Origin of the sequence: Lactobacillus panisapium (assembly GCF_019469265.1) — a bacterium.
Taxonomy (GTDB): Bacteria; Bacillota; Bacilli; order Lactobacillales; family Lactobacillaceae; genus Lactobacillus; species Lactobacillus panisapium.
This window is the reverse complement of the sequence record NZ_CP048268.1, coordinates 937,976-961,905: the sequence shown is the minus strand read 5'-3', so window position 1 is coordinate 961,905 and position 23,930 is coordinate 937,976. Positions and strand designations below refer to the sequence as shown.

At 37.8% G+C, this 23,930-nt stretch carries 22 protein-coding genes; 2 read left to right on the top strand and 20 right to left on the bottom strand.

Going from position 1 to position 23,930, the window contains the following annotated elements; all coding sequences use genetic code 11:
• Positions 1–5 precede the first annotated feature (5 nt).
• The 10 genes from ftsA to GYM71_RS04485 all read right to left on the bottom strand — a co-directional run bounded on the left by ftsA (position 6) and on the right by GYM71_RS04485 (position 10,187).
• The gene (ftsA, locus tag GYM71_RS04530) at positions 6–1,364 is read right to left on the bottom strand and encodes a cell division protein FtsA (protein ID WP_220221079.1); all 1,359 of its coding nucleotides are present in this window, start codon (positions 1,362–1,364) and stop codon (positions 6–8) included.
• A 60-nt stretch (positions 1,365–1,424) separates the two neighbouring features.
• Positions 1,425–2,276 (bottom strand): cell division protein FtsQ/DivIB, encoded by an 852-nt coding sequence (locus GYM71_RS04525; protein ID WP_220221078.1) that lies wholly within the window; start codon positions 2,274–2,276, stop codon positions 1,425–1,427.
• A 21-nt stretch (positions 2,277–2,297) separates the two neighbouring features.
• Positions 2,298–3,404, bottom strand: coding sequence for an undecaprenyldiphospho-muramoylpentapeptide beta-N-acetylglucosaminyltransferase (gene murG / locus GYM71_RS04520; protein WP_220221077.1), 1,107 nt, complete (start codon positions 3,402–3,404; stop codon positions 2,298–2,300).
• Position 3,405: 1 nt separating this feature from the next.
• A complete protein-coding gene (gene murD / locus GYM71_RS04515; RefSeq protein ID WP_220221076.1) occupies positions 3,406–4,785 on the bottom strand; it encodes a UDP-N-acetylmuramoyl-L-alanine--D-glutamate ligase in 1,380 nt (459 codons plus the stop codon).
• Between the two features lie 7 nt (positions 4,786–4,792).
• Positions 4,793–5,755: a phospho-N-acetylmuramoyl-pentapeptide-transferase gene (gene mraY / locus GYM71_RS04510; RefSeq protein ID WP_220221075.1), complete on the bottom strand. Its 963-nt coding sequence runs from the start codon at positions 5,753–5,755 to the stop codon at positions 4,793–4,795.
• An 8-nt stretch (positions 5,756–5,763) separates the two neighbouring features.
• Positions 5,764–7,929: a penicillin-binding protein gene (locus GYM71_RS04505; RefSeq protein WP_220221074.1), complete on the bottom strand. Its 2,166-nt coding sequence runs from the start codon at positions 7,927–7,929 to the stop codon at positions 5,764–5,766.
• Positions 7,929–8,291 carry a cell division protein FtsL gene (ftsL, locus tag GYM71_RS04500; RefSeq protein ID WP_103751522.1) on the bottom strand — a complete coding sequence of 121 codons (363 nt, stop codon included), beginning with the start codon at positions 8,289–8,291 and terminating at the stop codon, positions 7,929–7,931. Before ftsL ends, GYM71_RS04505 begins: the two co-directional genes overlap by 1 nt.
• 13 nt (positions 8,292–8,304) lie before the next feature.
• On the bottom strand, positions 8,305–9,252 hold the full coding sequence (rsmH, locus tag GYM71_RS04495; protein WP_220221073.1) for a 16S rRNA (cytosine(1402)-N(4))-methyltransferase RsmH: 948 nt from the start codon (positions 9,250–9,252) through the stop codon (positions 8,305–8,307).
• A 7-nt stretch (positions 9,253–9,259) separates the two neighbouring features.
• A complete protein-coding gene (mraZ, locus tag GYM71_RS04490) occupies positions 9,260–9,691 on the bottom strand; it encodes a division/cell wall cluster transcriptional repressor MraZ (RefSeq protein ID WP_103751521.1) in 432 nt (143 codons plus the stop codon).
• A 169-nt stretch (positions 9,692–9,860) separates the two neighbouring features.
• Positions 9,861–10,187, bottom strand: coding sequence for a DUF3397 domain-containing protein (locus GYM71_RS04485; RefSeq protein WP_103751520.1), 327 nt, complete (start codon positions 10,185–10,187; stop codon positions 9,861–9,863).
• A gap of 102 nt (positions 10,188–10,289) precedes the next feature.
• On the opposite strand from GYM71_RS04485, the gene GYM71_RS04480 reads away from it, so the two are divergent.
• Positions 10,290–10,421, top strand: a complete 132-nt coding sequence (locus tag GYM71_RS04480; protein ID WP_103751519.1) for a DUF4044 domain-containing protein — start codon at positions 10,290–10,292, stop codon at positions 10,419–10,421.
• A 29-nt stretch (positions 10,422–10,450) separates the two neighbouring features.
• On the opposite strand, the gene mreD is transcribed toward GYM71_RS04480, so the two are convergent.
• The 10 genes from mreD to ezrA form a co-directional block, all read right to left on the bottom strand.
• The gene (gene mreD, locus GYM71_RS04475) at positions 10,451–10,978 is read right to left on the bottom strand and encodes a rod shape-determining protein MreD (RefSeq protein WP_220221072.1); all 528 of its coding nucleotides are present in this window, start codon (positions 10,976–10,978) and stop codon (positions 10,451–10,453) included.
• Positions 10,978–11,829: a rod shape-determining protein MreC gene (gene mreC / locus GYM71_RS04470; protein ID WP_220221071.1), complete on the bottom strand. Its 852-nt coding sequence runs from the start codon at positions 11,827–11,829 to the stop codon at positions 10,978–10,980. Before mreC ends, mreD begins: the two co-directional genes overlap by 1 nt.
• Positions 11,830–11,879: 50 nt before the next feature.
• Positions 11,880–12,884: a rod shape-determining protein gene (locus tag GYM71_RS04465; protein WP_103751516.1), complete on the bottom strand. Its 1,005-nt coding sequence runs from the start codon at positions 12,882–12,884 to the stop codon at positions 11,880–11,882.
• A gap of 96 nt (positions 12,885–12,980) precedes the next feature.
• On the bottom strand, positions 12,981–13,604 hold the full coding sequence (locus tag GYM71_RS04460; RefSeq protein ID WP_103751515.1) for a JAB domain-containing protein: 624 nt from the start codon (positions 13,602–13,604) through the stop codon (positions 12,981–12,983).
• A 35-nt stretch (positions 13,605–13,639) separates the two neighbouring features.
• Positions 13,640–14,320, bottom strand: a complete 681-nt coding sequence (locus GYM71_RS04455; RefSeq protein WP_220221070.1) for an HAD family hydrolase — start codon at positions 14,318–14,320, stop codon at positions 13,640–13,642.
• A complete protein-coding gene (locus GYM71_RS04450) occupies positions 14,298–15,584 on the bottom strand; it encodes a bifunctional folylpolyglutamate synthase/dihydrofolate synthase (RefSeq protein ID WP_220221069.1) in 1,287 nt (428 codons plus the stop codon). Before GYM71_RS04450 ends, GYM71_RS04455 begins: the two co-directional genes overlap by 23 nt.
• A gap of 1 nt (position 15,585) precedes the next feature.
• Positions 15,586–18,225 carry a valine--tRNA ligase gene (locus tag GYM71_RS04445; protein ID WP_220221068.1) on the bottom strand — a complete coding sequence of 880 codons (2,640 nt, stop codon included), beginning with the start codon at positions 18,223–18,225 and terminating at the stop codon, positions 15,586–15,588.
• Positions 18,226–18,496: 271 nt separating this feature from the next.
• Positions 18,497–19,714, bottom strand: a complete 1,218-nt coding sequence (gene thiI / locus GYM71_RS04440) for a tRNA uracil 4-sulfurtransferase ThiI (RefSeq protein WP_220221067.1) — start codon at positions 19,712–19,714, stop codon at positions 18,497–18,499.
• Between the two features lie 6 nt (positions 19,715–19,720).
• Entirely contained in the window at positions 19,721–20,878 is a 1,158-nt protein-coding gene (locus GYM71_RS04435; protein ID WP_220221066.1) for a cysteine desulfurase family protein, read from the bottom strand.
• Positions 20,879–21,151: 273 nt separating this feature from the next.
• Complete coding sequence (gene ezrA, locus GYM71_RS04430; RefSeq protein ID WP_220221065.1) at positions 21,152–22,867, bottom strand: septation ring formation regulator EzrA; 1,716 nt, start codon at positions 22,865–22,867, stop codon at positions 21,152–21,154.
• A 426-nt stretch (positions 22,868–23,293) separates the two neighbouring features.
• On the opposite strand from ezrA, the gene rpsD reads away from it, so the two are divergent.
• On the top strand, positions 23,294–23,905 hold the full coding sequence (gene rpsD, locus GYM71_RS04425) for a 30S ribosomal protein S4 (RefSeq protein WP_103751508.1): 612 nt from the start codon (positions 23,294–23,296) through the stop codon (positions 23,903–23,905).
• The last annotated feature ends 25 nt before the right edge of the window (positions 23,906–23,930 follow it).

Here is a 23,930-nt window from a genome sequence, read left to right as displayed (position 1 = left end):
CACCTTTAATCAAAGAACTTTTTAAAGAAATTCTTAATGCTTTTATCTTTATTTTGCGTATTATTTTTTGATTTGCCTTGCGATCTCTTCTCTCGCTTTAACAACTCATGTCTATTATATTCTTCTTTTACTTTGGTTTCATTACCAGCAACTGCTCTTTTTGAATTTTTAGCAATTTTTTCGTTGTGCTCTTCCGGTTCTCCCAGTAAGTCTTTACCGTAAATGGCACTGATAACCAAAAAGTCAATATCAGACATTTTATATGCATAGTTTACTATACCATAAGCAGCCGAATAAACTGGATTACGCATCCCAATTTGATCAGGTTGATATATCCGCGTTTTAATATTCAGTTTCGAAGCAATGATATTATCAATTCCCTGAAGCAAACTATTGCCACCAGTAATCACAATCCCACCCGGAAGTTTGAGTGCGTCATGCTTTACTAAGCCTTTTTCAATTCGACTGATAATTTGCAAAATTCGTGCATTAATAATTTCACTTAGATAGACTTCATCAACCATTTGCTGGCCGTTAGAACCAACACTGTTAACCGCAAATTTATTCTTAGCTGACGCTAAATTTGGATCAGCGTAGCCATAATCTAGCTTAATTTGCTCTGCATCACTCTTAGATGTGCTCAAAACGGCAGAAACATCATTTGAAATATCACTACCGCCTTCAAAGTCAATATTTGCGTACTTGATTTGGCCATTATGAATAACTGTTGCAGTGGTTACTCCACCACCTAAATCAAGAATGATTGAACCAAATGTGCGCTCACTTTCATCAAGAGCAACACTAGCAATAGCAAGAGGGGTTGGGATAAAGAAGTTATTTTGATAGCCCGCACGCTCGACTGCCTTTTTGATATTATGCAACGGGCTCGCAGGCGCTGTTAACAAAATCCCCTGCACTGCCAAAGAATGTGCAATCATTTTACGGGGATCGTCAACTTCGGTTCTACCATCGATTAAAAATCGACTAGGTAAAAAGGCGATTGGTTCCCTTTCACTTTTAACTGCAGATTTAATCGCTGCTCGAACAACCCGTCTAACATCGTTATTACCGACTTCTTGACCGTTGTCACTTACATTAATTAAATCGCTTGCTGTTTCAAGCTGCAACATTCCTACCGGAATGCCCGTTACAACACGATAAATTTTTGCATTAGTCTTATTCGCAATTTCTTTTAATGCTCGTCCAATCGCATCCGCTGTTTCATCAATATCAACGATATTACCATGCCGCATTCCTTTATTCGGAACTGCCACCGCACCTATTACTTTGCCTGAATCCGCAACAACTGCTTTAACGCTGGTAGTACCTATATCCAGTCCCACCAAAAGATTTGTATTGTCCAAAATTAACCCCCCGTCGATGCTCTTTTAAAAAGTTTAACATAAAAAAAGCATAAATTCAGCTTATGTTAAGCCATAAGCCCGCTTTTCATTTGGAGTAAGTGGGCGACTAAATGCTCCTACTTCCAAATCAATCAAACTGTTTTTTCCTACTTTAGTCTTTATTTCATTATAATACTTTAATTTGCTTTTGAGGGTTGAGACGTTGCCGATGACTACGTTTCCATCTTTCATCAAAAAAATCACTTGCGATTTACGACGGGTATTTCCACTCAAAAGCTTGATCTGACTCTGAAAGTCACTTGGCAAGCTATTAAATAATTTGAGATTGTTTTTCAACGAAACCTCATGATTGTAGCCAATAAAAACCGGCTTATCTTGACTTACTTTATTCCAAGGTAATAATTGCGTACCTAACTTTCCGTGGGATAATATTTTACAATATCCATTTTCTTTTTTAATATAACCAATCGTTTTATATTCATTAATCTGTAAAACTAGTTGATTAAAATGGTTTACGCTAATATTAACATTTTTTACCTCGGTATATTTATCAGTTAACTTATTATTAACATCATTTAAATGAAGTAAATAATCAATAACCTTGTCACTCGGTCTAATTTCGGAAGTTTTAACTACTTCCTTAAGTGGTAAATCTGTTCCACCTTCGATTTTGACACTCTGAATGTTGGCCAGTGGTGAAATATAATAGCCCAAGGCAATGATAAATAAAATAGAGATGCCCACAATTAAGCCTAGTCGCTTAAAAAGAGCGTTTTTACGCTCACTGTGCAATTTAGAAAGTGAGGCAGAGATTTTAGTTTGGTTTTTTCTTTTCTTTTGCTTAGATTGATGATCCAAATAGCGTGATAGCTTTTCCTTGGGATCAATCTTAGTTATCCGCTTTTTTGTCAACTGTCTCACCTCCACTCTTAATTATTTTGCGATTTCTTGCATTACCTTTATTACTTGGTCAGAAGCATTTGGAACGCCAAGCTTTTTAGAAGCATTACTCATTTCATCTGCATATTTGCTATCAAGCAAAATATGGTCGATTGAAGAAATAAAGTTATTAGGATTAAGGTCGTTTTCAGCAATTACTGTTGCCGCACCCTTTTTCTCAAGGTCGAGTGCATTAATCATTTGATGATTATGAGTCACATTAGGACTCGGAATTAAAATTGCCGGTACGCCAAGAGCCGTAAATTCCGCTATACTTGTCGCACCTGATCTTGAAACTACACACGTCATTTTCGGTAGTAACGCTGGCATATCTTTGACATAAGGAAGAATTTTAATTGTTTTTCCGTAATCAATACCTGCTAGTTTCTTCTGGATTTCGTCATAATAATAAGTTCCAGTTACCCAAATAATTTGATAAGGCTTCTTTTCCAATTTAGTTAACGATTTTAACATAATCCGATTAATCGCTAATGCTCCGCGGGAACCCCCAAAGACTAGGACAGTAGGAGTTTTAGGATTTAAGCCCCACTTACTCTGCAAATCCACCTTCGAGGCAGCCAAACCTAAAACTTGTTGCGAACGAGGGTTACCAGTTTTAACCAGCTTTTTCTTTTCCCGAAATTGTTTAGCAGCATCGTCAAAGGTGTAACATATTTTATCAACATAATGACCTAAAAACTTATTTGCCACACCGACAACTGAATTAGATTCGTGAATCATCGTGGGAACATGCAATTTGGCTGCAGCAAAGACTATTGCTCCACTAACATAGCCCCCAGTTCCGACAACTACGTCAGGCTTAAAATCAGTAATAATCTTCTTAGCCTTTTTAGTAGCCTTCATAAATAGGTTAACAGTGGCAAAATTACTTAATAAATGTTTCCGACTAAATCCTTGAATTTCAATTGTCTGAAAGTTAACCCCTGCTGCAGGAACTATCTTCGCTTCAAGTCCTTTTTTAGTCCCAACAAACAGAATTTCATCATTTGTTGCAATATTTCTTTCTTTTAATCTCTCGATTAATGCCATTATTGGATAAATGTGGCCACCTGTACCGCCACCTGTAAAAATAATCCTCATTTTACTTCGTTTTAAGTTCCTTAACAAAATTTACAAAATAATCGCCACGTTCTTCAAAGGTTCTAAACTGATCCCAAGAAGCACAGGCTGGTGAAAATAGCAAAACATCACCTGGACTGGTTAACTCATAGGCCTTAGGGACAGCTTCTTGAAGCGAGTTTTCAATAACAATTTCCTTGATACCGGCCTTTCTAGCTGCATCAGCCAGTAAATAGCGCGTCTCACCATACAGCACGATTGCTTTGACGTGCTTTTTTAGTAGCGGCACCAATGAATCAAAATTAAATCCGCGATCAAGACCGCCAGCAATCAGCACTTCTGGTTCACTAAAAGAAGGTATGGCCACGGTTGCAGCCTCGATATTAGTTGACTTTGAATCATTATATATTTTTCGGTCGTCTAATGTCATAACATATTGCAATCGGTGCTTAGCTCCGGTAAATGTGGTTAACACCTTGCGAATATCGTCATCATTTGCGCCCATCATCTGCGCAATTGCACTGGCAACAAGAGCATTTTGCTGATTATGAATTCCCGGGAGCTTCATGTCCTGCGTCTTCATAATCTTACCTTCATGGCTCTGCAAATAACCATCAGCAATAAAATAATCTGCTGCTTGATCATTCTCAGAAAAGGTTAGTACCTTAGCCTTGGTTGCTTCTTTTTCTTTTGCTAAAATTTCCTTTTGATCAAAGTTAGCCAAAAAATAATCTTGGGACGTTTGCGTTCGCGTAACATTTAATTTGGCATTAACATAATTAGCAAATGTCTTGTGGTAATCCAAGTGGACATTGTGATAAATATCAACGATTGCTGCAACTTTAGGGTCAATGTCAGTCACTCCCAATAATTGAAAGCTCGACATTTCAACAACTAGAATGTCATCCTTGGTAGCTTTTTCGACCACCTCAGAAATTGGAACTCCGATATTCCCAACAGCATAAGCATGGTGATTTTGCGGGGCTAAATGATGCTCAAGTATTTGCTGCGTCAGCATAACTGTCGTAGTCTTACCATTTGAACCGGTGACACAAACATAGGGTGCCTCACTCACGTTTAGGGCAATTTCTGGTTCAGTAATTACTGGAATAGACAAATCAAGAGCTTTTTTTACCATTGGATTGTCATACGGAATACCAGGATTTTTGACTAAATAATCAAAGTGCTCGTCACTTAATAGTTCAACTGGATGATGACCACCAATTACGCGTACACCTAATTCCTTGAGCTTTTGGGCATGCTCGTTTTGTGCAAGTTCTGCCTGGTCGTTCAAAGTCAGCTTTGCACCAAGTTTAAGCAACAACATACTTACTGCAAAACCACTTTTTCCTAGGCCTAAAACCAAAATATTCTTATCGACATATTTTTTTATTTGCCTCATTATTTTTTTAACCCCAAATTATTAAATATAAAATACTACCAATTAAACCAACAATCCAAAAAATGATATCAACTTTCCATTCGGAATAGCCAAGCATCTCAAAATGGTGATGGATCGGCGTCATTTTGAATATTCTTTTGCCTGTAGTTTGGTAAGAAATAACTTGAAGAATTACACTAGCCGTTTCGCAAACAAAAACAATTCCAATCAAAAGCAATGACCACGGTCTATTTAAGAATAAACTAACAGCAGCTAATCCGCCACCAAGTGCTAAGGAGCCGGCATCACCCATAAAAATTTTAGCAGGTTTATGGTTAAAAATAAAAAATGAAATTAAACCGCCGATAACACTCATACAGAAAATGAGAACCGCAAAATTCTTTTGCTTAAGAGCCAAATAGGCATATGTCGCATATGCAATGATTGATAACCCTGTTGCTAGCCCATCTAACCCATCTGACAAGTTAACTGCGTTTGAAAAGCCAACCAGCCAGAAAATTTCAAAAATTGTGAATAGAACAACGCTAGTGACAGTGCCAATAAAGGGAATATATAGACCAAAACTAAAGTGATCCGTTGCTGCAATACCAATAATAATGACTGCAATCAAAATCTGTAGTGCAAACTTTTGCCAGGCTTTTAATCCAAGATTGCGTTTATAAAATAGCTTAATACCATCGTCTAAAAAGCCAATAATACCGTATCCTAATAAACTGATTAATAAAATCCAGATTAATTTATTTAATTGATTTTGCCAGCAGGCAACCCATACGGTGGAAATAACCGTCGAAAGAACAAAAACAACACCACCCATCGTTGGCGTTCCTGATTTTTTTTCGTGCCACTTTGGACCTTCATCTCGAATTTCTTGTCCTTCATGATGGCTCCGCATAAAAATAATCATCCACGGTAAAAAAATACCGGTTAAGACTAATGAACTAACTAATGCAATGATGCTGATTACTAGCATAAAAAGTGCTACTCCTTTAATTTAACTTTGATTTTTGTTCCCGACTTTATGGTTGAATTCACGGAACGACTTTGCTCTTGCACGACGCCACTTCCCTGAATTGTAATTTTTGCGCCAGTCAAGTCAGCAAACTGGTGCAAATCGTCAATTGTCCAGTTTTTCATATTTGGACAAGTAATCTTGCCGGAAGTCATAACAAACATTCGCTTTCCGGCTTCTTGCTTCTGGTTCTGTTTAATTGACTGTTCAGTTATTTTATCACCACTACCTATCTTGGCAAGCCTTAAGCCCAGTTGACGAGCCTTTTTTTGTGCCTCAGAATAAGTCATTCCTGTGAAGTTAGGTATTTTAACAATCGTTGAATCATCGACCTCATTTTTCGACATTAAAATGACCCGGTTCATCACTGGCTTAAAAATTGATGACAAGATTACTTCTGCTGGTTTAGTCATTTTACGTGGCTGCTTTACAGTAATATAGATACAATACCGCGGATGCTTAGCTGGTGTCACACCGACAACTGAAAAAGTATAATTGTTATCGCCCTTGAGGTAGCCTCCACCTTTAAGATTAGCAATTTGCGCCGTACCAGTTTTAACGGCAATACTTTCACCTTTAATGCGGTAAACAGAACCTGTCCCAATTTGTTTATTTAAGACCCGCCGCATATTTGCCAAAACAACTTGAGCCGTCTCTTTTGAATAAATCGGTTGGCCAACATTTTTTACTTGGTAGCCAGAAATTGTTTTGCCTTCCGCATTAGTAATTTTCTCAACGAATTGGGGCTTAACCATTTGACCATCATTAGCCAAACTGCTGAATGCCTGCATCATTTGCATCACATTGACGTTAACACCTTGACCAAAACTGGTAACCGCTTGGTCAATTGGCGACTTAAACGCAATTAAACCTGGTTGTTCCCCTGGTAACGTTACATTCGTTTTTTGCCCAATATGAAATTTATTCAGATATTTACGCCAAGTTTTTGCACCCATTTGTTGCTCAATGTGAACAAACCCGGTATTACTGGAACGTGGGAATGCTTGAGAAAATGGAATACTACCCCAGCCATGCGGTTGCCAGTCATGAATTACAGAACCACTAACCGTGACTGATCCTGAATTGTAGTACTGATTTGGATGGTAACTGCCACTATTAACTGCCGCAGATAGCGTTAATACCTTGAAAACTGAACCCGGTTCATAAGTATCTTGCACTAAAATGTTACGGTAAGAATGTTCTATGCCCTTTTTTGTTTGCGGATTAAAAGTTGGCCTTTGTGAAGCAGCCAAAATCTTACCCGTTTTCATGTCTTCAACCACAGCCGTCATTGAAACTGGGGCAAAATTATTTTGAACATACGACAAGCGACTTTCAAGATATTCTTGAAGTTGAGAATCAATAGTTAGGTAAAGATTATTACCATTCTTGGGTGGTTGGAAGTTTTGAACACTATTCGGAGTTTGAAAATTAGACGCATCGACTGATGAAATTTGATAACCATCCTTACCAGATAGTTCATCGTTATACCAGGCTTCCAAACCCATTGTACCGACTAAGTTCTGAGTTCGCTTCTTCTTATCATATTCGGGGCTTGCTATCCCAATCACATGAGAAGCAAAATTACCGTTAGGATATAGGCGCGATTGCGTTTCGAAGAATTTAATTCCCGGAAGCTTCATCTTTTCAATTTGATCCTTTTGCTTCTTGGTTAAACCAATTCCCGCAGTCCCAAATTGAACTTGAAAAACAGGCTGAGCAGGATTCAAATAATGCAGTATTTGACTACTTGATAATGGCAGCACCTTAGCTAACTTGGCAGCCGTTTCTTCTTTATTTACAACGTATTCAGGCTTATTTTTATAATTGATCGAAGACTTATCCAAGATGGCATAAACAGTATATAGATGCGAGTCCTGTGCAACCGCTAAACCATTTCGATCATAAATCGTTCCCCTAGTTGCCTTCAGAACTTGATTACGCATATAAAGCTGTTCTGTCTTTTTAGTTAAATCTTCTCCACTAACAGTCTTGGAGATTCCAATATACAAAAATCTGCCTATAAATACAAGAAAAACCAAAGCTACGGCTACCTGGAGGAATCTACCTACTGTAAAACGGTATTTGTGAGCTTTGGATTTTTGCGAATTTAAATTACTATTGTGCTTTTTCATTAGCGAATAGTCCTAATATTTTTTTCAATTAGAGTCAACCCTTTACTCTTAGCAATTTTATTCATTCTTGCACTTGAGGTTAACTCACCTAATTCTTGATGTAAATCACTAACTTGATTTTGCCCTTTTGCAACTGCACGTTGCACACTGGTTAATTCATGTTGTGCTGAAGTGGCAGAAATGCTTGAAGAAACTAATAGGGTCATTAATCCCAGTGTAATAATGGTTCCTAGAACAAGTAAAAACTTTTCTAGGCCATTCCAAGCAACGCGACTATGATCTAAGACCTGTCTTTTTCGTTGCTCGGGCTCTTGTTGTTTATTAGGATTAAATTCTACTTTTCTTGCTAAACTATCAGCCATTGCTATTTCCTCTTCACAATTTTTCCGCAACCCGCAACTTTGCACTGTGTGAGCGGTTATTGTTTTTTAACTCTTCATCTGAAGCAATGATTGGTTTTCGATTAACCAAGCGAAGTGTTGGCTTCATACTATCTGGTATCATCGGCATTCCTCTCGGAACTTCAACTTCTGAGTATTTCTTAAAAATGTTTTTTACGATTTTGTCTTCGTCAGACTGAAAAGTTATCACACTAATTCTACCGCTTGGCTTCAAAAGCTCAATGGCTTCTTCAAGTGATTCCTGCAAAACATCAAGTTCGTGGTTAACTGCTACTCTTAAAGCTTGAAATGTCTTCTTTGCAGGATGCCCTCCAGTCCGGCGTGCAAACGCAGGAATTGCTTCCTTAATAACCTCTACCAATTCAAAAGTTGTTTCTATTGGTTTCTTTTGTCTTCTTTCGACGATTTTGCGAGAAATTTGGCGGGAATATTTTTCATCCCCAAACTTATACAAAATATTAGCTAATTCTTTCTGACTCGAATTGTTAACTAATTGGTATGCATCAAGTTCTTGGCTTTGATCCATTCTCATATCTAGTCTAGCATCGAAACGGTATGAAAAGCCGCGTCCTGCTTGATCAAATTGAGGAGATGAAACCCCCAAATCATAGTATATACCGTCAATGCCATTTTGATAACCAAGATCTACTAGGTTCTCCTTCAAATGACTAAAATTGTCGTGTACAAGCTCTAACTTGGGTTCACTATCAGGATTTAACAAATCCGCAAAGTTTAACTGTGCTGACTTTATTGCATATTCATCTTGATCGAAACCAATTAGTGTTCCTCGATCAATTTTGCTTAGCAAATATTTTGCATGTCCGCCACCACCGAAAGTTGCGTCTACGTAAAGACCACCATCATGGGGTTTTAAATTTTCAATTGTTTCATGTAAGAGTACACTGGTGTGTTTGAATTCCATAGTCATATTAAAGCTCAATATCGTCCAAATCTTCTGCGATGTCATCATAGTTATCATTAGCTTGGTCGCTAAATTCTTCCCAACGTTCTTTTGACCAAATTTCAATCCGGTCTGAAACGCCAACAATGACACATTCTTTAATCAGGGATGCGTGTTTCTTCAGTGTTGTGGTCAGATTAACACGTCCCTGCTTATCGAATTCGCATTCCATTGCACCAGAGTAGAACAAACGCGTAAAACTACGCGCATTTCTCTTAGTCAACGGAAGTTGTGCTAACTTAGCCTCAATTTTTTGCCATGCTTCAGTAGTATAGCCAAAAATGCAGCCTTCCATTCCACGAGTAAAAATCATCTTGTCACCAATCTGAGTACGCAAACGAGCGGGAATAATTAACCGCCCTTTACTGTCAAGATTGTGATGATATTCACCCATGAACATGGTCTAGCCCCCTTCCAAATAATAATTTACCACATTTCACCACTTCCTACCACTTTTTAGTATAAAATTTACATTTTTTATTTATCCATGTTTAAAAGCAAAAAAAGATCGAAATCCCATGCGAGATTTCGACCCTTTAAGGTTATTTTGCTGGTGTCACGTCAGCCCATTAAATCATCATAAATAATAATCCGATGTACCAGAATATCGTGTTCATGGTGAGAAAGTCCCAGATTTCACGAAAAATTTTGCCCAAAGAAATATTTTTGTTTTTAACTGCCTCGGATATTGCGATTATTATTACTAAAATAAAAAACAACAAAAATCCGTATGGTAAAAATTCAGGTCTTTTTTCCTGAACCACAATTAAGTGGCAGGCAATCACTAAGAAAAATGGGAGAATATCATACCCATGAAACTGTGCTTTTGGAAAAAGCCTATTTAATAAAACTGCCAAAAAAATCCCAATAAGTGGTAATAAAAAAATTAAAAGCATATTTTTGTCCTCTACTATTACTTAATTTCCATTTTAGCTTAATAGCTGTTTGAAAAAAACCATTAAGTAGAATAAAATATTGTTCAAATAGGAGGTCTAGTAATGGCACGGAAACACAAAAAGAAAAAATCAGGTTTTGAAAGATTAACTATCTTCATGGCTTGGCTAATGGCAATTATAACCTTAGCGGCTGTTTTAGTTAACGTTTTAATGGGCCTGGGAATTTTCGAATAAAAAACGTGAGAAATAATTTCTCACGTTTTTTAATTTTGATAATTTTCGAGTTTTACCATAAATGGAAAATTATCAGCTAGACTGCCCCAAATTTTATACGTAACTACTGCAAATACAAGTGACCAACCAATAGTTGGCAAAAAACTGCCAAGTAATGCAGAAACGGAAATGTTGCTGATACCCATTAAGTTCAAAACTAACCAATTATAACTATTAATTAATATTGTACCTAGTAAGACTGCTATCAGCCTTACCCAAAAAACTTCGGGAAAGAACCGTGCAACCTTTTGCAATAGCCAGCACACACAAGGCAAGCAAACAGAATAAAGTCCTAAAACACCAAAAAAGTAAATGTCACTAATTACACCTGCTCCTATGGCTAACCATAATTCTTTGGAATTAGTGTCATCAAATAAGGCAATCAACATCATCCCAATCGGCATTAGTTGATTTACACCCACGTTGAAAAAAGGATGCAAGTACATTGATAGACTACCATTTAAAACTAAGGCCACAAATAACCATAGAGCCAGCGTAAATTTTCGTAAAGAACGCATTAATCCGTCACCGTCCTTTTAATAACGGTTACAACAGACGGATCGTTCAATTCACCAGCTGGGTCTATTCTAATTAAATCTGATAAGCCAAAGGAATCATGAGTCGTAGTTGCTACTTTACCAACTAATAATCCCTTAGGAGAATTACCACCCATTCCACTGGTATAAATTTTAGTCCCCTGTTTTAGCTTTTTGCTATCAATTGCTTGAGTGAAAGCTAAAGTTTTATTGCCAATAACAGTAATTATGCCATGAACCTTTTTGCCATTGGTTGCTTCTGCTTCGACAGCAAACCGGTTAGCAGACTTATCAGTCGCAGTAATCAATTCAACCTTTGCTGAAGCTGCACTGACTTCAATAATCCGACCGATAACACCGCCACCAGACATAACCGCCATATTTTTCTTGAGGCCAGCAGTTGCACCTTTATTAATCACAAGTAAATCTGTCCAACTATCAGGTGAACGAGAAATCACAGAAGCATTAATCATATCAAAGTCGGTTAGAGTCTTCTTCACTTTTAACGCTTCTTTTAATTGACGATTTTCAGCCTCTAGACTGGCATTCCGTGTCTTCGTTTGTTCTAACTCTGTTACCCGACTTTTCAGATAATTATTTTCATTTTGTGTATTTAGTAAGTCATGAACCGTGTTAAAACTGCCAGAGACAAGTCCAATTGGAAAATCAACAATTCTTGCTCCTACAGCAACAATATCATTGCCAAAGCTTTGAACAACTAATGGTGTGCTTCTTTTATTCCGCAAGCTTACAGATCCGCCAATGATTGAAAAAATCACGATAACGGCAATACAAACTGATAATAATTTTTTGTTTTGTAGAAACTTCTTCATCTGGAATTGATCCCTAAAGAAAAGCCGGCATAAACAGCCGACTTTTAATATTATCTGCGACTTCTACGCATTACTTCGATATTTTTAAGAGACTCGCCGGTGCCGATTGCAACACAGTCAAGCGGATCTTGGGCAATAAAGACAGGAACTTTAGTAGCTTCTGAAATTACATCTGGTAAGTTCTTAAGCAGTGCGCCACCACCAGTTAAAACTATTCCGTGATCAATCACATCAGCAGCAATTTCTGGTGAAGTTTGCTCAAGTGTTTCTTTAATTGCAACAATAATATCTTGGACAACATCCTGAATTGCCTCAGAAACATCGACAGCTTTTACATCAACGGATTTTGGCAGACCCGTGACTAAATCACGTCCGCGAATATTCACTGCCTCAATATCCTTTGCTTTATCAACCGAAGCTGAGCCAATCTGGATTTTAATATCTTCAGCTGTCCGTTCACCAATAAGCAAGTTAAAGTTTGAGTGAACGTAATTCACAATAGCAGCATTAAACTTATCACCAGCTTGACGAATTGAAGTTGAAGAAACTATCCCGCCTAACGAAATAGTAGCAACATCAGTTGTTCCCCCACCAATATCAACAACCATTGAGCCAGTTGGGTCCATTACTGGAAGACCGGCACCAATAGCTGCGGCAAAAGGTTCTTCAATTACATAAGCTTCACGAGCACCAGCAACACGAGCGGCATCGATGACAGCCCGCTTTTCTACTTCAGTTACTCCTGAAGGAACGCAAATCATTACTGAAGGTTTCGCGTTACCAACTGTTTTTTCAATAAAGTACTTGAGCATCGATGCGGTTGTATCATAATCCGCAATCACACCGTCTTTCATTGGTCGAATTGCAACAATTGATGATGGTGTTCTACCAATCATTTCTCTTGCTTCTGAACCGACAGCAATCACTTTATTAGTTTGTGTATTTTTGGCAACAACGGAAGGCTCCCTTAATACAATACCTTTGCCTTCCATATAGACAAGCGTATTGGCGGTTCCTAAATCGATGCCAATGTTTTTTGCTCCTAATCCAAACACGAAAATCTCTCCTTATTCCTGCAGTCTCTAAATCTTGAATAATTATAGCATAAAGTGCAATTTAAAAAAGATTTGCGGTGTAACTTTAAGACGAACTTAAAACAATTGGTGTTCGCGCATACTTAAATAACGCCCTTTTCCTACAATAAAATGGTCTAAAAAATCAACATGCATCATCTCTGATGCTTTTTGCAACATTTTGGTTAATTCCAAATCACTTTGTGAAGGAATCAAGTTACCACTGGGATGATTGTGAACTACGAATATACCTGCACAAGGATATATTACTGCCCAGCGGAAAATCTCACGTGGATGTGCAACAGATTTATCCAAAGTTCCCCTAAACAGACATTTTTCAGCAATAATATGATTGCTGTTATCAATATAAAAAGCCCACAGTTCTTCTTGCTTGCGATTGGCTAATTTATTAGTCAGATACATGCCTACCTCATTACTAGAAGTCAACACATCATCACGATCAAATGAGGCCATTCGCAATCTTTCAAGCAAATCTTCACTTATAATAGCTATGTTCTCAGGACAATTTGCGCCCGATAAATATTTAAATAAATCGTTAAAATCATTTAACCCTAATCCTTTTATTTTTTGGATTAGTTGTTCAAATTCAGTAATTCCCTCTTCCTTTAATTGACCAAATAAAGTACTCAACAATTCCATATCCGTATTAATTAAATAGTGCTTGGACTTCATAATTTTCATTAAATCATTCCTTTCACTATTAAATACGTAGAAAATCACCGAAATTGCTTTAAAACTGCAAAAAAGTCTTTACAAATGCACGTGGCAATTTCATGATCCTTTTTGCTAGCCGGTATTAGTTCTGGAACCATCATGCATTTGATTCCAGCATTTACCGCTGATTGCAGCCCTGGTGAAGAATCTTCAAATGCCAGCAAATTAGTTTTTGCAACCCCAATCTTTTTGGCAGCCAACAAGTAAATATCCGGTGCTGGTTTAGGCCTAACGTAATTTTTTAAAACGTCATCATAATTTAAGTGAAACTGAAAATAATTTCGCGTTCCCGTCACCCATAAATTATGCTCTACCACATTCTCTGTATTACTAGTGACAATAGCCATCGGTATGTCACGCTCATACAAAAAATCTAAAGTTTCTTGCACTCCCGGACGCAGCTTCAGCTTACCCTGGTCAGTCCATTGCCACACCAGTTCATCAGTTCTTTTAATAAACTGATCACGTTGAGCATTACTTTCAAAATACTCATTATAAAAATTTTGCATATCATTATTAGTTGAACCAACCAATTTTAAGTACATATCATCTGGAGTTGATAAATTGGCTTCATGAGACGCTTGAATATTCGCCTGCCAGTATAATTCTTCTGAATTAACCAGTAAGCCATCCATATCAAAAAGCACACCATTAATTTCGTCAGTGCTGTTTTCTATCCTCATTCTTTTCCTCCATTTGCAGGATATTGCCCACCAAATAAAATGAACCTGTTACTAGCAGTATATCATTTGCCTGGCTAGCTTGTCTCATCTGGGTATAGGTTTTTTGCCAATCCGAATGATATTCGTATTTTCCCCGAACTTCTGGTGGAAAATCGGCTTCTTTAGCCGCCCGTGGATAGTCAATTGTCGTAAGCATGACGCGGTCAGTAGGTTTAAATAGAGCAAAAACTTCTGTTAAATCTTTATCTTTCATCATCATGATTAAAATTCTAATTGTTCCATGCCGTTTTTGCTGCTGCTCGTGAGCAAAAGTTAACAGATTTTTCATTGCTTGAATATTATGAGCACCATCAAGAATAATTAGCGGTTTGGTCGCCAAAATTTGATAGCGACCTGGAATAACAGTTTCATTAATTGCTCTTTCAATTTGAAGATCAGTTAACTTCAAATTGAATAACTTAAAAGCCCGAACAGCCACGGAAATATCAATTCCTTCTACTCTAGGCCGGGCGGTAAAAGATAGGGTGCTGTTTCCGTCACGATATATCATGTCCTTATTTTGCTCAGTTTCCATTCTAAAATTCTTGTTCCAGAGCTTCACAGGGGCATTTTCGTCATTGGCCTTAGCTAAAATAATTTGTAATACTTCTTCGGGAATATTGCCTAAAACTACCGGCCGATTTTTCTTGATAATGCCACTTTTTTCGCGAGCAATATCCTCAAGTGTTGGGCCAATAATTTGTTCGTGATCAAGCCCTACTGTTGTGATGATACTTACTTCTGGGGTAATCACATTAGTTTTGTCATGTTCACCACCGATGCCTACTTCAATCACGGCAAAGTCGCACTTTTCCTGAGCAAAATAAAGAAAAGCCATCGCCACTTCATATTCAAAAGTCGCTAATGCAAAGTCAGGTTCAGTTTGACGAATCTTGCTAAGAACTTTTTCAATCTGATTAGCCAAATCAATGAGACGGTCATCACTGATGTTTTGTCCATTTAACTGAATTCGTTCATTAAATTCGAAAACATAGGGTGAAACAAAAAGACCGGTCTTTTGACCAGCCTTTTGCAACAAATTACTTAAATAATAACAAGTTGAACCCTTACCATTAGTGCCCGTGACATGAACGGTTTTTACTTTATCCTGAGGATTGTGTAAAGCAGCCAAAGTTCTTTTAATGTATGATAAATCTGCTTTTTCATGAAACTTCGGTAGCGAATATAAATAACTAATCACATCTTGAGTATTGGTAAAATTCACATTATTCACTCTTTTTCAATTCTTCAATTCTCTGGCGAACACTGTCAAGTTGGCTTTCATAATCAGCTTTTTTAGCTTTTTCTTTGTCGATAACAGCTTCAGGAGCATGGGCAACAAAACCTTGATTGTTCAGCTTCTTGGTTGAACGCTCAACTTCACTAACCAGATCTTTTTCTTCTTTTTCCATTCGCTTGATTTCATCGTCAATGTTAACCAAATCAGCTAATGGAACAAAGATTTGTGCTCCTGAAATAACTGCTGTCTTAGCTAATTTTGGTGCAGCAAGTTCAGTTGCAATAGTCAACTTCTTTGGGTGCAAAAAGTTCTTAACGTACTCTTCATTATCAGTCAGAATTTGTTCGTTTTCGGCATCTTCAAGTTGAATCATGATGTCAATTGGTGATGATAATGGAGCATTAACTTCAGTACGGATGTTCCGAACAGCCTTGATCACTTCAATTAAGAAAGCCATATCGTGATTTGCTTTTTCATTAGCAAATTCTGGGTGTACTTCTGGATATTTAGCAGTCATGATTGACTGACCATCATGCGGCATTGACAGCCAAAGCTTTTCAGTAACAAACGGCATAATTGGGTGCAAAAGTCGCAAAGTTTGGTCAAGAATCCAAACGAGGTTAGCTTGCTTTCTTGTCTTCAGTTCTTCATTTTCACTGTTTAAAGCAACCTTTGAGATTTCAATATACCAGTCACAAAAGTCATTCCAGATAAAGTTGTATAATTCTCGGCCAGCCTCACCAAATTTATACTCATCAAACAACCGAATAACTTCACTAACAGTGTGATTTAAGCGGTCGAAAATCCAACTGTCTGCCAGGTCAAAATTGGCAGTATCTGGCATATGAGCTGGCTGGGCATTTGCTGGCAAGTTCATAATTACAAACCGTGCGGCATTCCAAATTTTATTAATAAAATTCCATGCCGAAGCAAGCTTCTTAGGGTTATAACGTGTATCTTGGCCAGGAGCAGTTCCATTAAGTAAAAACCATCTTAAAGCATCTGCGCCGTATTGATCAACAATATCCATCGGATCAACACCGTTACCGAGCGATTTACTCATCTTTCTGCCTTGTTCATCACGAATTAAGCCGTGGAGAACAACATCTTTAAACGGACGTTTCTTGGTAAAATGAAGACTTTGGAAAATCATACGTGAAACCCAGAAAGGCAAAATATCGTAACCAGTGACTAGAGTATTTGTCGGGAAATAGCGTTGGTAATCCGCAGAATTTTCATCAGGCCAGCCCATCGTTGAAAATGGCCACAATGCGCTTGAAAACCAAGTATCTAAAACATCTGGGTCTTGCTCCCAATTTTCGCTATCCTTTGGTTCATGCTCGCCAACGTATATTTCACCAGTTTTTTTGTTATACCAAGCTGGAATTTGGTGCCCCCACCATAACTGGCGCGAAATTACCCAATCATGAACATTCTCCATCCATTGTTTAAAAGCCTGCTCAAATCTTTCAGGTATAAATGTCACTTTATTTTCAGTTTCCTGATTTTGCAATGCCTTTTCTGCTAACGGCTTCATTTTAACGAACCATTGGGTAGACAGACGAGGCTCAACTTGAACACCAGAACGCTCTGAATGACCAACAGAGTGAACAATTGGCTTAACTTTAATTAAATAGCCTTGATCTTTTAAATCTTTGACAACTGCTTCACGACATTCGAAACGATCCATGCCTTCGTATTTACCAGCATTTTCGTTCATCGTACCGTCATCATTCATGACATTAATTCGCTTCAAATTGTGACGATTGCCTACGGCAAAGTCATTCGGGTCGTGAGCTGGTGTAATCTTTACTAAACCAGTTCCAAATTCCGGATCAACATGTTGATCTTCAATAATCGGAATATGACGGCCAACAAGTGGTAAAATCAATTCTTTACCGACAATATCTTTGTATCGTTCATCTCCATGAGCTACCGCAACAGCAGTATCACCAAACATGGTTTCTGGACGAGTAGTTGCAATTTCAACAAACCCAGAACCATCGGCAAATGGATATTTAATATGATAAAAAGCACCTTTATCGTCTTGGTGAATAACTTCAATATCACTCAGTGCCGTTTGCAGTTCTGGATCCCAATTAATGATATATTCACCACGGTAAATTAATCCTTCGTTGTATAGTTGAACGAAAACCCGCCGAACCGCTTTGGACAAGCCTTCATCTAAAGTGAACCGTTCGCGAGAATAGTCAAGTGACAAGCCCATCTTTGCCCATTGACTCTTAATAATATTGGCGTATTCATCTTTCCAGTCCCAAACTTGCTTAACGAAAGCTTCTCTGCCCATCTGATGACGGTCTTTGCCCTGCTTACGCAGTTTTGCCTCAACTTTAGCCTGTGTAGCAATTCCGGCATGATCCATTCCGGGCAAATAGAGTGTGTCATAACCTTGCATTCGTTTATATCTTATTAACGTGTCTTGAATCGCTGTATCCCAAGCATGACCCAAATGCAACTTACCAGTAACATTGGGTGGAGGAATAACAATTGAATAAGGGTGAGCTTTTTTATCTCCAGAAGGTTTAAAAAGATCTTGATCAAGCCATTCTTGATACCGGCCTTCTTCAACCTCATGGGGATCATATTTAGGTGCTAAATCTGACATAATTTTTCTCCCAATAAAAAAATCCTAGACAAATTGTCTAGGACGATCTAATTTAACCGCGGTACCACCTAAGGTTAAGCAAGTTAAAAACTTGCTTCTCTTGAAAGTGATAACGGTGAACTTACCGGATTAGCCTACTAATAGTTCAGCTAACCAGCTTAATCAAGCTACCAATTAACCTTCATTCGGCCTTTCACCAACATTGGGCCTTTCTCTATTTATAAGGTTAATACCTCTTGATTTTTGCTTTGCTAGCATTATAACATGTTTTTTAAAGTAGTGCAGTATCTTCTTCGGCTTTATCAGCCAAGAACTTTTCGTCAGGATAAATTGGCGTTACTTTAATACCAGCAAGCGCACGCTGAATTAAGCCATCAACATCAAGCCGAGCTTCATATTCCCGTGCCTTATCAAGTCTAGGCTTAGTTTTAGGACGTGGTGGAGCAAAAATTGTACAACAGTCTTCAAATGGTTGAATTGATAAATCAAATGTTCCAATTTTTTCAGCTAAACTGATAATCTCTGTTTTATCCATCGTAGCAACGGGACGCAATACGGGAGTCGTTGTTACATCATTAATGGCCGTCATTGATTCAAGCGTTTGCGAAGCAACTTGACCAACAGATTCACCGTTGAAAATTGCTAGGTCTTTTCTTTTTGCCCGAATTTGGTCAGCCAGTCGCAACATAAAGCGGCGCTGAACCGTCATTAAGTAACCTTCAGGAATTTTTTCTTTAATTATTTCTTGAATTTCCGCAAACGGAACAGCAATAAAGTTAATTCGTCCGGCATAATTAGCCAAAATTCCTGTTAACTCCTTGGCCTTATTCAAAGCCTTCTCTGTCGTATAAGGCGGACTGTAAAAGTGGACCATTTCAATATCAACGCCACGTTTTAAGGCAAGATACGATGCGACAGGAGAATCAATCCCACCAGAAAGCATCATAACAGCACGCCCACCTGTTCCAACAGGCATTCCGCCTGCGCCGCGCAATAATTGGTTTGAAAGATAGATTGCGTCCTGGCGAACCTCTATACGTAAAACAAGATCGGGATGTTTCATTTCAACTTTTAAATCAGACATATGATCAAAAAGATAATCACCAATCATTAAATTTAATTCATTGGTATCATAAGCAAAATGATGATCACTACGCTTGGTATTGACTTTAAATGTCATGCCTTTTTGGTAAGTTTCTTTCATCAAGGCAAGAGCAGTTTCTTCAATTGCCTCAAGCGTTTTATCAACCTTAATTGTCGGTGAATATGTCTGGATGCCAAACACCTTTTTCAAATGTTGGTCTATTTCTTCAAACGGTGCACCATTCAATACAATGTGCATTCTGTCATGTTTAGGGTGAATCTCAACTTGTGGATAGTCACGCAATACTTTGGTAACATTACCAGCCAAACGACCAATAAAATCTTTGCGATTTTTTCCCTTAGTTGAAAGTTCACCATAGCGAACCATAACTTCAGTATATTTCATTAAAAATTATTCTCCTAAATGATTAATTCGAGCAAAGTGACGGTAAATCTGGTCAAAAACCGCGATAAATTCATCCGCTTCTTCAAGTGTATTCGTTTCATCAAAGCTCAGCCTAATGGCACTAGTCGCGATTTTATCATCAATATGCATAGCAATAAGAGTACTTGCCTCATCTACCTTGGTTGAAGCACAAGCAGAGGTTGTGGAAGTATAAATATCATGTTCTTCCAAAGTATGGACAAGTGTTTCGCCCCGAATGCCTTCTAGTGAAAAGCATAGAATGTGCGGAGCAAAATTATCGTTAACTGGTGAAAATATTTTAATTCCTGGCTTTTTCTGCAGATAATCAACAATCTTAGCTTTAATTGCTGCTTCTTTATCAGCCTTAGCTTTTTCATCAGTTAAGACTAAACGCATCGCTTTCGCCATTGCCGCGATTGCCGGTAAATTTTCGGTTCCTGAACGCATGCCTTTTTCTTGCCCTCCACCATCGTGAAGGGGTGCAAGCATCTTACCTTCTCTTTTATAGAAAACGCCAATACCGCGTGGTCCGTGGAATTTATGCGCCGAAAGACTGGAAAAATCGACCCGCGGGGTGAATACGCGTGACCAAATATTTTTGCCTAATGCCTGAACATTATCTACATGAAAATTGATAGTCGGATAATTGCTTAACAGATCGCTAATCTCATCAATTGGCTGAATAGTGCCAATTTCATTATTAACACCCATTATTGAAACTAAGGTAGTATCTGAATCAATTGCGTTGCGAAGGTCATTGACATTAACCCGCCCTTGTTTATCAACTGGCAAGTGCGTAACCCGAAAGCCGAGGTACTCCAAAGTATTAAAAGCATTTGTGACAGACGCATGTTCAACACTAGAAGTTATCAAGTGTTTGCCAAATTTTCTTTTCTGAAAAGCCGTTCCTTTAATCGCCAAATTATTAGATTCAGTTCCACCAGAAGTATAAAAGATTTCCTCGGTTTGTGTTCCTAATAAACTAGCGATTTGTTTTCGGGAGCTTTCCAATAATTGAAACGCCCGATCACCTAATTTGTGCAAACTTGACGGATTGCCCCAAATGGTTTGCGCAACTTGATCATAGGTACTTAAAACAGACGGATCAATTTTAGTCGTTGCACTATTGTCAAAATAAATCACAAACTTTACTCCCCTCAAAAAGCTCTAAATAGCTATTGTTAACTAATAAATTGTAACTTAAAAGCCCCAACGCTTCAATTGCAATTTAGATAAGGAAATTATAATTCTCTTTTTGCAGTGATAAGTTAGAAAGAACAGCTACTTCCTTAATATTAGATGGAAAATTGCTCTAAAATAGTAACACTATTTTTGTGAATAGTTCAAAAATTTTACTTTGCCAACAAAAAAAGTACCGTATTTTGCCATTGATACAGTACTTTTTCGAATTTAAGGTTAGTTATTTTTCTTATCTGAATAATAAGCATTTTCTAAGCGTTGATATGATCCTGGTTCCACTTTTTCAAGAGCAGTGGCGATGGTGTCAAGAGCATCTTTGTAATTAAATTCTTGGCTATACAATTCCATTGCCTTAGTTTGCGCTTTTTTAATTGTCTCATTACTTGAATACTTATTAGAATATTGCAAGGTCAGTTCTACTAAATCGGCACAGTTAATAATTTCGTCTGCTTCTCTTTTCAAACGTTCAACGTCATCTGAAATCTGAATTAATTCATTAGAAATTTTTTCCATGTTAATTCTTACTTCGCTAAGTTCCTTAGCAACATGACCGATTTCATTTACTACCAAGGTGTACATCTGTACAAAAGTATCAGGATTACCCGGCAGATTTTTCCGCTCCAAGCGGCGGTATACTAATGAAACTTCTTGCTTAAAGCGATTGATTGAGTCGTTAGCAACATTTTCGGAATCATATAAGCCATCAACGTCTTGTGCCATCTTGGTCTGCTTATCAGAAATTTCGCGCAGCCGCTCAAGCATGCTTAACCAAGAAGCCTTAATATCGGAATAGACTCCGTTTCCGTCAGCAATATTTTGCGTATCAACGGTATATTGCCGATTCATGTCATTTACTTCTTGCTCTAACTGCCGACTTTCAGCTAATTCACCGTGAGTTAACTCGTAACTTTCATCAATATGACGCAACTTCTCAACTAATTTTTTCGATTCAACTTGTTCGTGAGAAAGAAGGCGCTGAATTTTGTCCTGATTTTCCTCAACAAAAGGACGAGCCTTGTATTCTTTCGCTAAGACATCGTATAAGTTGGCAATTTCTTTTTGAATTTTACTAATCTTCTTATTAAGTTCATCGATTTTTAGATCTTGTAACAACTTACGCGCATCATCAACTTCAGTCCGCACATTTTTAATTTCTGCTAGTACATCAATCTTGGTAATGTAATACTTCGACGACATCATCTTTTTGTATGAATCAGAAATTTCCCGTAGTTGATCCTGGAAAACCGTATCAAGTTCATGACGAGCCTGTCTGATTTCTGGTAATTTAGTTTTCACACCAGTTAATGCAACCTTGATTTTTGACAAGACTCTTTTTGCTTCAACTTGATCACCTTGTGCAGTTAGACTTTTGGCTTCGGTAAAGTCACCTTCTATTGCGGACAGCTCACTTTCAATTTGGTCCAATGCTTGACCATACTCAAAGGAATCAGCCAAAACCTGCTTGCGCATATCCTGATAATTTTTATTTAAATCATCAAGCTGCATTTGATTTTCACGATTTGACTCTAAAAGTTCAGTAAAGACTTCCTTAGTATTTTTGGCATCATCAAAAGTCGGTCTCATAACTTCCTGAGCTTGATTGATATTTTTCTTAGCCTTAAAAAGCTGATAATGAGCGTTTTGTTCAGCAGCCTTTTCAATCAAATCCTGAACTTCTGGAATCTTCTTCGTTGTGGTTTGATCATAATTTTTGCGCCAAGTAGTTAATGTCGTTAAACTCTCTCCCGCAAGATCCATTTTATCCAGCTTGATAATGTCTGCGTCCAAGTTCATTTTCTCAATCTTGGTAATCAAGTCGTCAAGCTCAATTATTTCCCGCAGCTGCTTCCGATTAACGATGAGCATAAATGCTATAATTAGAATGATGATTAAAATTGCAATTATTACAATAATTGACTGAGTTGATGACATATTTTTCCTCCAAAACTACTTCCAATTATACCAAACTTCTTTACCAGTGTGGGAACCTGATTTCAAGAAGTGCCAGAAGTATCTAGTTCATGAATTATCAGAGCTAATTCTTTACTAAATTTTACCTATATAATAGTTTTTTGCGATTATTTTCGTTACAAGTAAAAATTTAGTACTGACGACTTTACTACAGAATTAGTATTCATTTAACTTTTTTCTTGATTTAGTAGGAACAGCTCGCTATAATGTAGGGGTTGTAAAATATTTGCAGCTATAAGTGACAAGAACGTCAACATCTTAATACGTTTAAGTGAACGAGTAACCGACGCTGCAACAGGCGAAAATGAAAATTAAGATGCACGAATGTTGAACTTATACGTAATATTTTACTCCAAAAACTGTTATCAGATTTTATTGGAGGATTTTATGTCAAGATATACAGGTCCAAGTTGGAAACGTTCAAGAAGATTAGGTATTTCACTTTCAGGTACTGGTAAGGAACTTAGCCGTCGTAACTATGCTCCTGGTCAACACGGTCCTAATTCACGTGGTCGTTTGTCAGAATACGGTGAGCAACTTCACGAAAAGCAAAAGTTGCGCTGGATGTACGGCTTAAACGAGCGTCAATTTAGAACTTTGTTCAAGCGCGCTGGTAAAATCCGTGAAGGTGAGCACGGTACTAACTTCATGATTTTACTTGAATGCCGTTTAGACAGTCTTGTTTACCGTCTAGGCTTAGCTACTACTAGAGAACAAGCTAGACAATTAGTAAACCACGGTCACATTACTGTTGATGGCAAACGTGTTGACATTCCATCTTACGAAGTTAAAGTTGGTCAAGTTATTGGCCTTAAGGAAAAGTCAAAGAACTTACAACAAGTTAAAGATGCACTTGAAGCAGCTGCATCCCGTCCATCATTTGTTTCATTTGATGACAACAAATTGGAAGGTTCACTTGTACGTCTTCCAGAACGTGATGAAATGGAACCAGAAATTAATGAAGCTTTAGTTGTTGAATACTACAACAAGTTACTTTAATTTTTTATCCGCAAATCCCCTTTCC

Excerpts from the sequence above, each read along its gene's own strand:
- murG (WP_220221077.1), bottom strand. The coding sequence starts at position 3,404 with ATGAGGATTATTTTTACAGGTGGCGGTACAGGTGGCCACATTTATCCA.
- murD (WP_220221076.1), bottom strand. The coding sequence starts at position 4,785 with ATGAGGCAAATAAAAAAATATGTCGATAAGAATATTTTGGTTTTAGGC.
- mraY (WP_220221075.1), bottom strand. The coding sequence starts at position 5,755 with ATGCTAGTAATCAGCATCATTGCATTAGTTAGTTCATTAGTCTTAACC.
- GYM71_RS04505 (WP_220221074.1), bottom strand. The coding sequence starts at position 7,929 with ATGAAAAAGCACAATAGTAATTTAAATTCGCAAAAATCCAAAGCTCAC.
- ftsL (WP_103751522.1), bottom strand. The coding sequence starts at position 8,291 with ATGGCTGATAGTTTAGCAAGAAAAGTAGAATTTAATCCTAATAAACAA.
- rsmH (WP_220221073.1), bottom strand. The coding sequence starts at position 9,252 with ATGGAATTCAAACACACCAGTGTACTCTTACATGAAACAATTGAAAAT.
- mraZ (WP_103751521.1), bottom strand. The coding sequence starts at position 9,691 with ATGTTCATGGGTGAATATCATCACAATCTTGACAGTAAAGGGCGGTTA.
- GYM71_RS04485 (WP_103751520.1), bottom strand. The coding sequence starts at position 10,187 with ATGCTTTTAATTTTTTTATTACCACTTATTGGGATTTTTTTGGCAGTT.
- GYM71_RS04480 (WP_103751519.1), top strand. The coding sequence starts at position 10,290 with ATGGCACGGAAACACAAAAAGAAAAAATCAGGTTTTGAAAGATTAACT.
- mreD (WP_220221072.1), bottom strand. The coding sequence starts at position 10,978 with ATGCGTTCTTTACGAAAATTTACGCTGGCTCTATGGTTATTTGTGGCC.
- mreC (WP_220221071.1), bottom strand. The coding sequence starts at position 11,829 with ATGAAGAAGTTTCTACAAAACAAAAAATTATTATCAGTTTGTATTGCC.
- GYM71_RS04460 (WP_103751515.1), bottom strand. The coding sequence starts at position 13,604 with ATGAAAATTATGAAGTCCAAGCACTATTTAATTAATACGGATATGGAA.
- GYM71_RS04455 (WP_220221070.1), bottom strand. The coding sequence starts at position 14,320 with ATGAGGATAGAAAACAGCACTGACGAAATTAATGGTGTGCTTTTTGAT.
- GYM71_RS04445 (WP_220221068.1), bottom strand. The coding sequence starts at position 18,225 with ATGTCAGATTTAGCACCTAAATATGATCCCCATGAGGTTGAAGAAGGC.
- thiI (WP_220221067.1), bottom strand. The coding sequence starts at position 19,714 with ATGAAATATACTGAAGTTATGGTTCGCTATGGTGAACTTTCAACTAAG.
- ezrA (WP_220221065.1), bottom strand. The coding sequence starts at position 22,867 with ATGTCATCAACTCAGTCAATTATTGTAATAATTGCAATTTTAATCATC.
- rpsD (WP_103751508.1), top strand. The coding sequence starts at position 23,294 with ATGTCAAGATATACAGGTCCAAGTTGGAAACGTTCAAGAAGATTAGGT.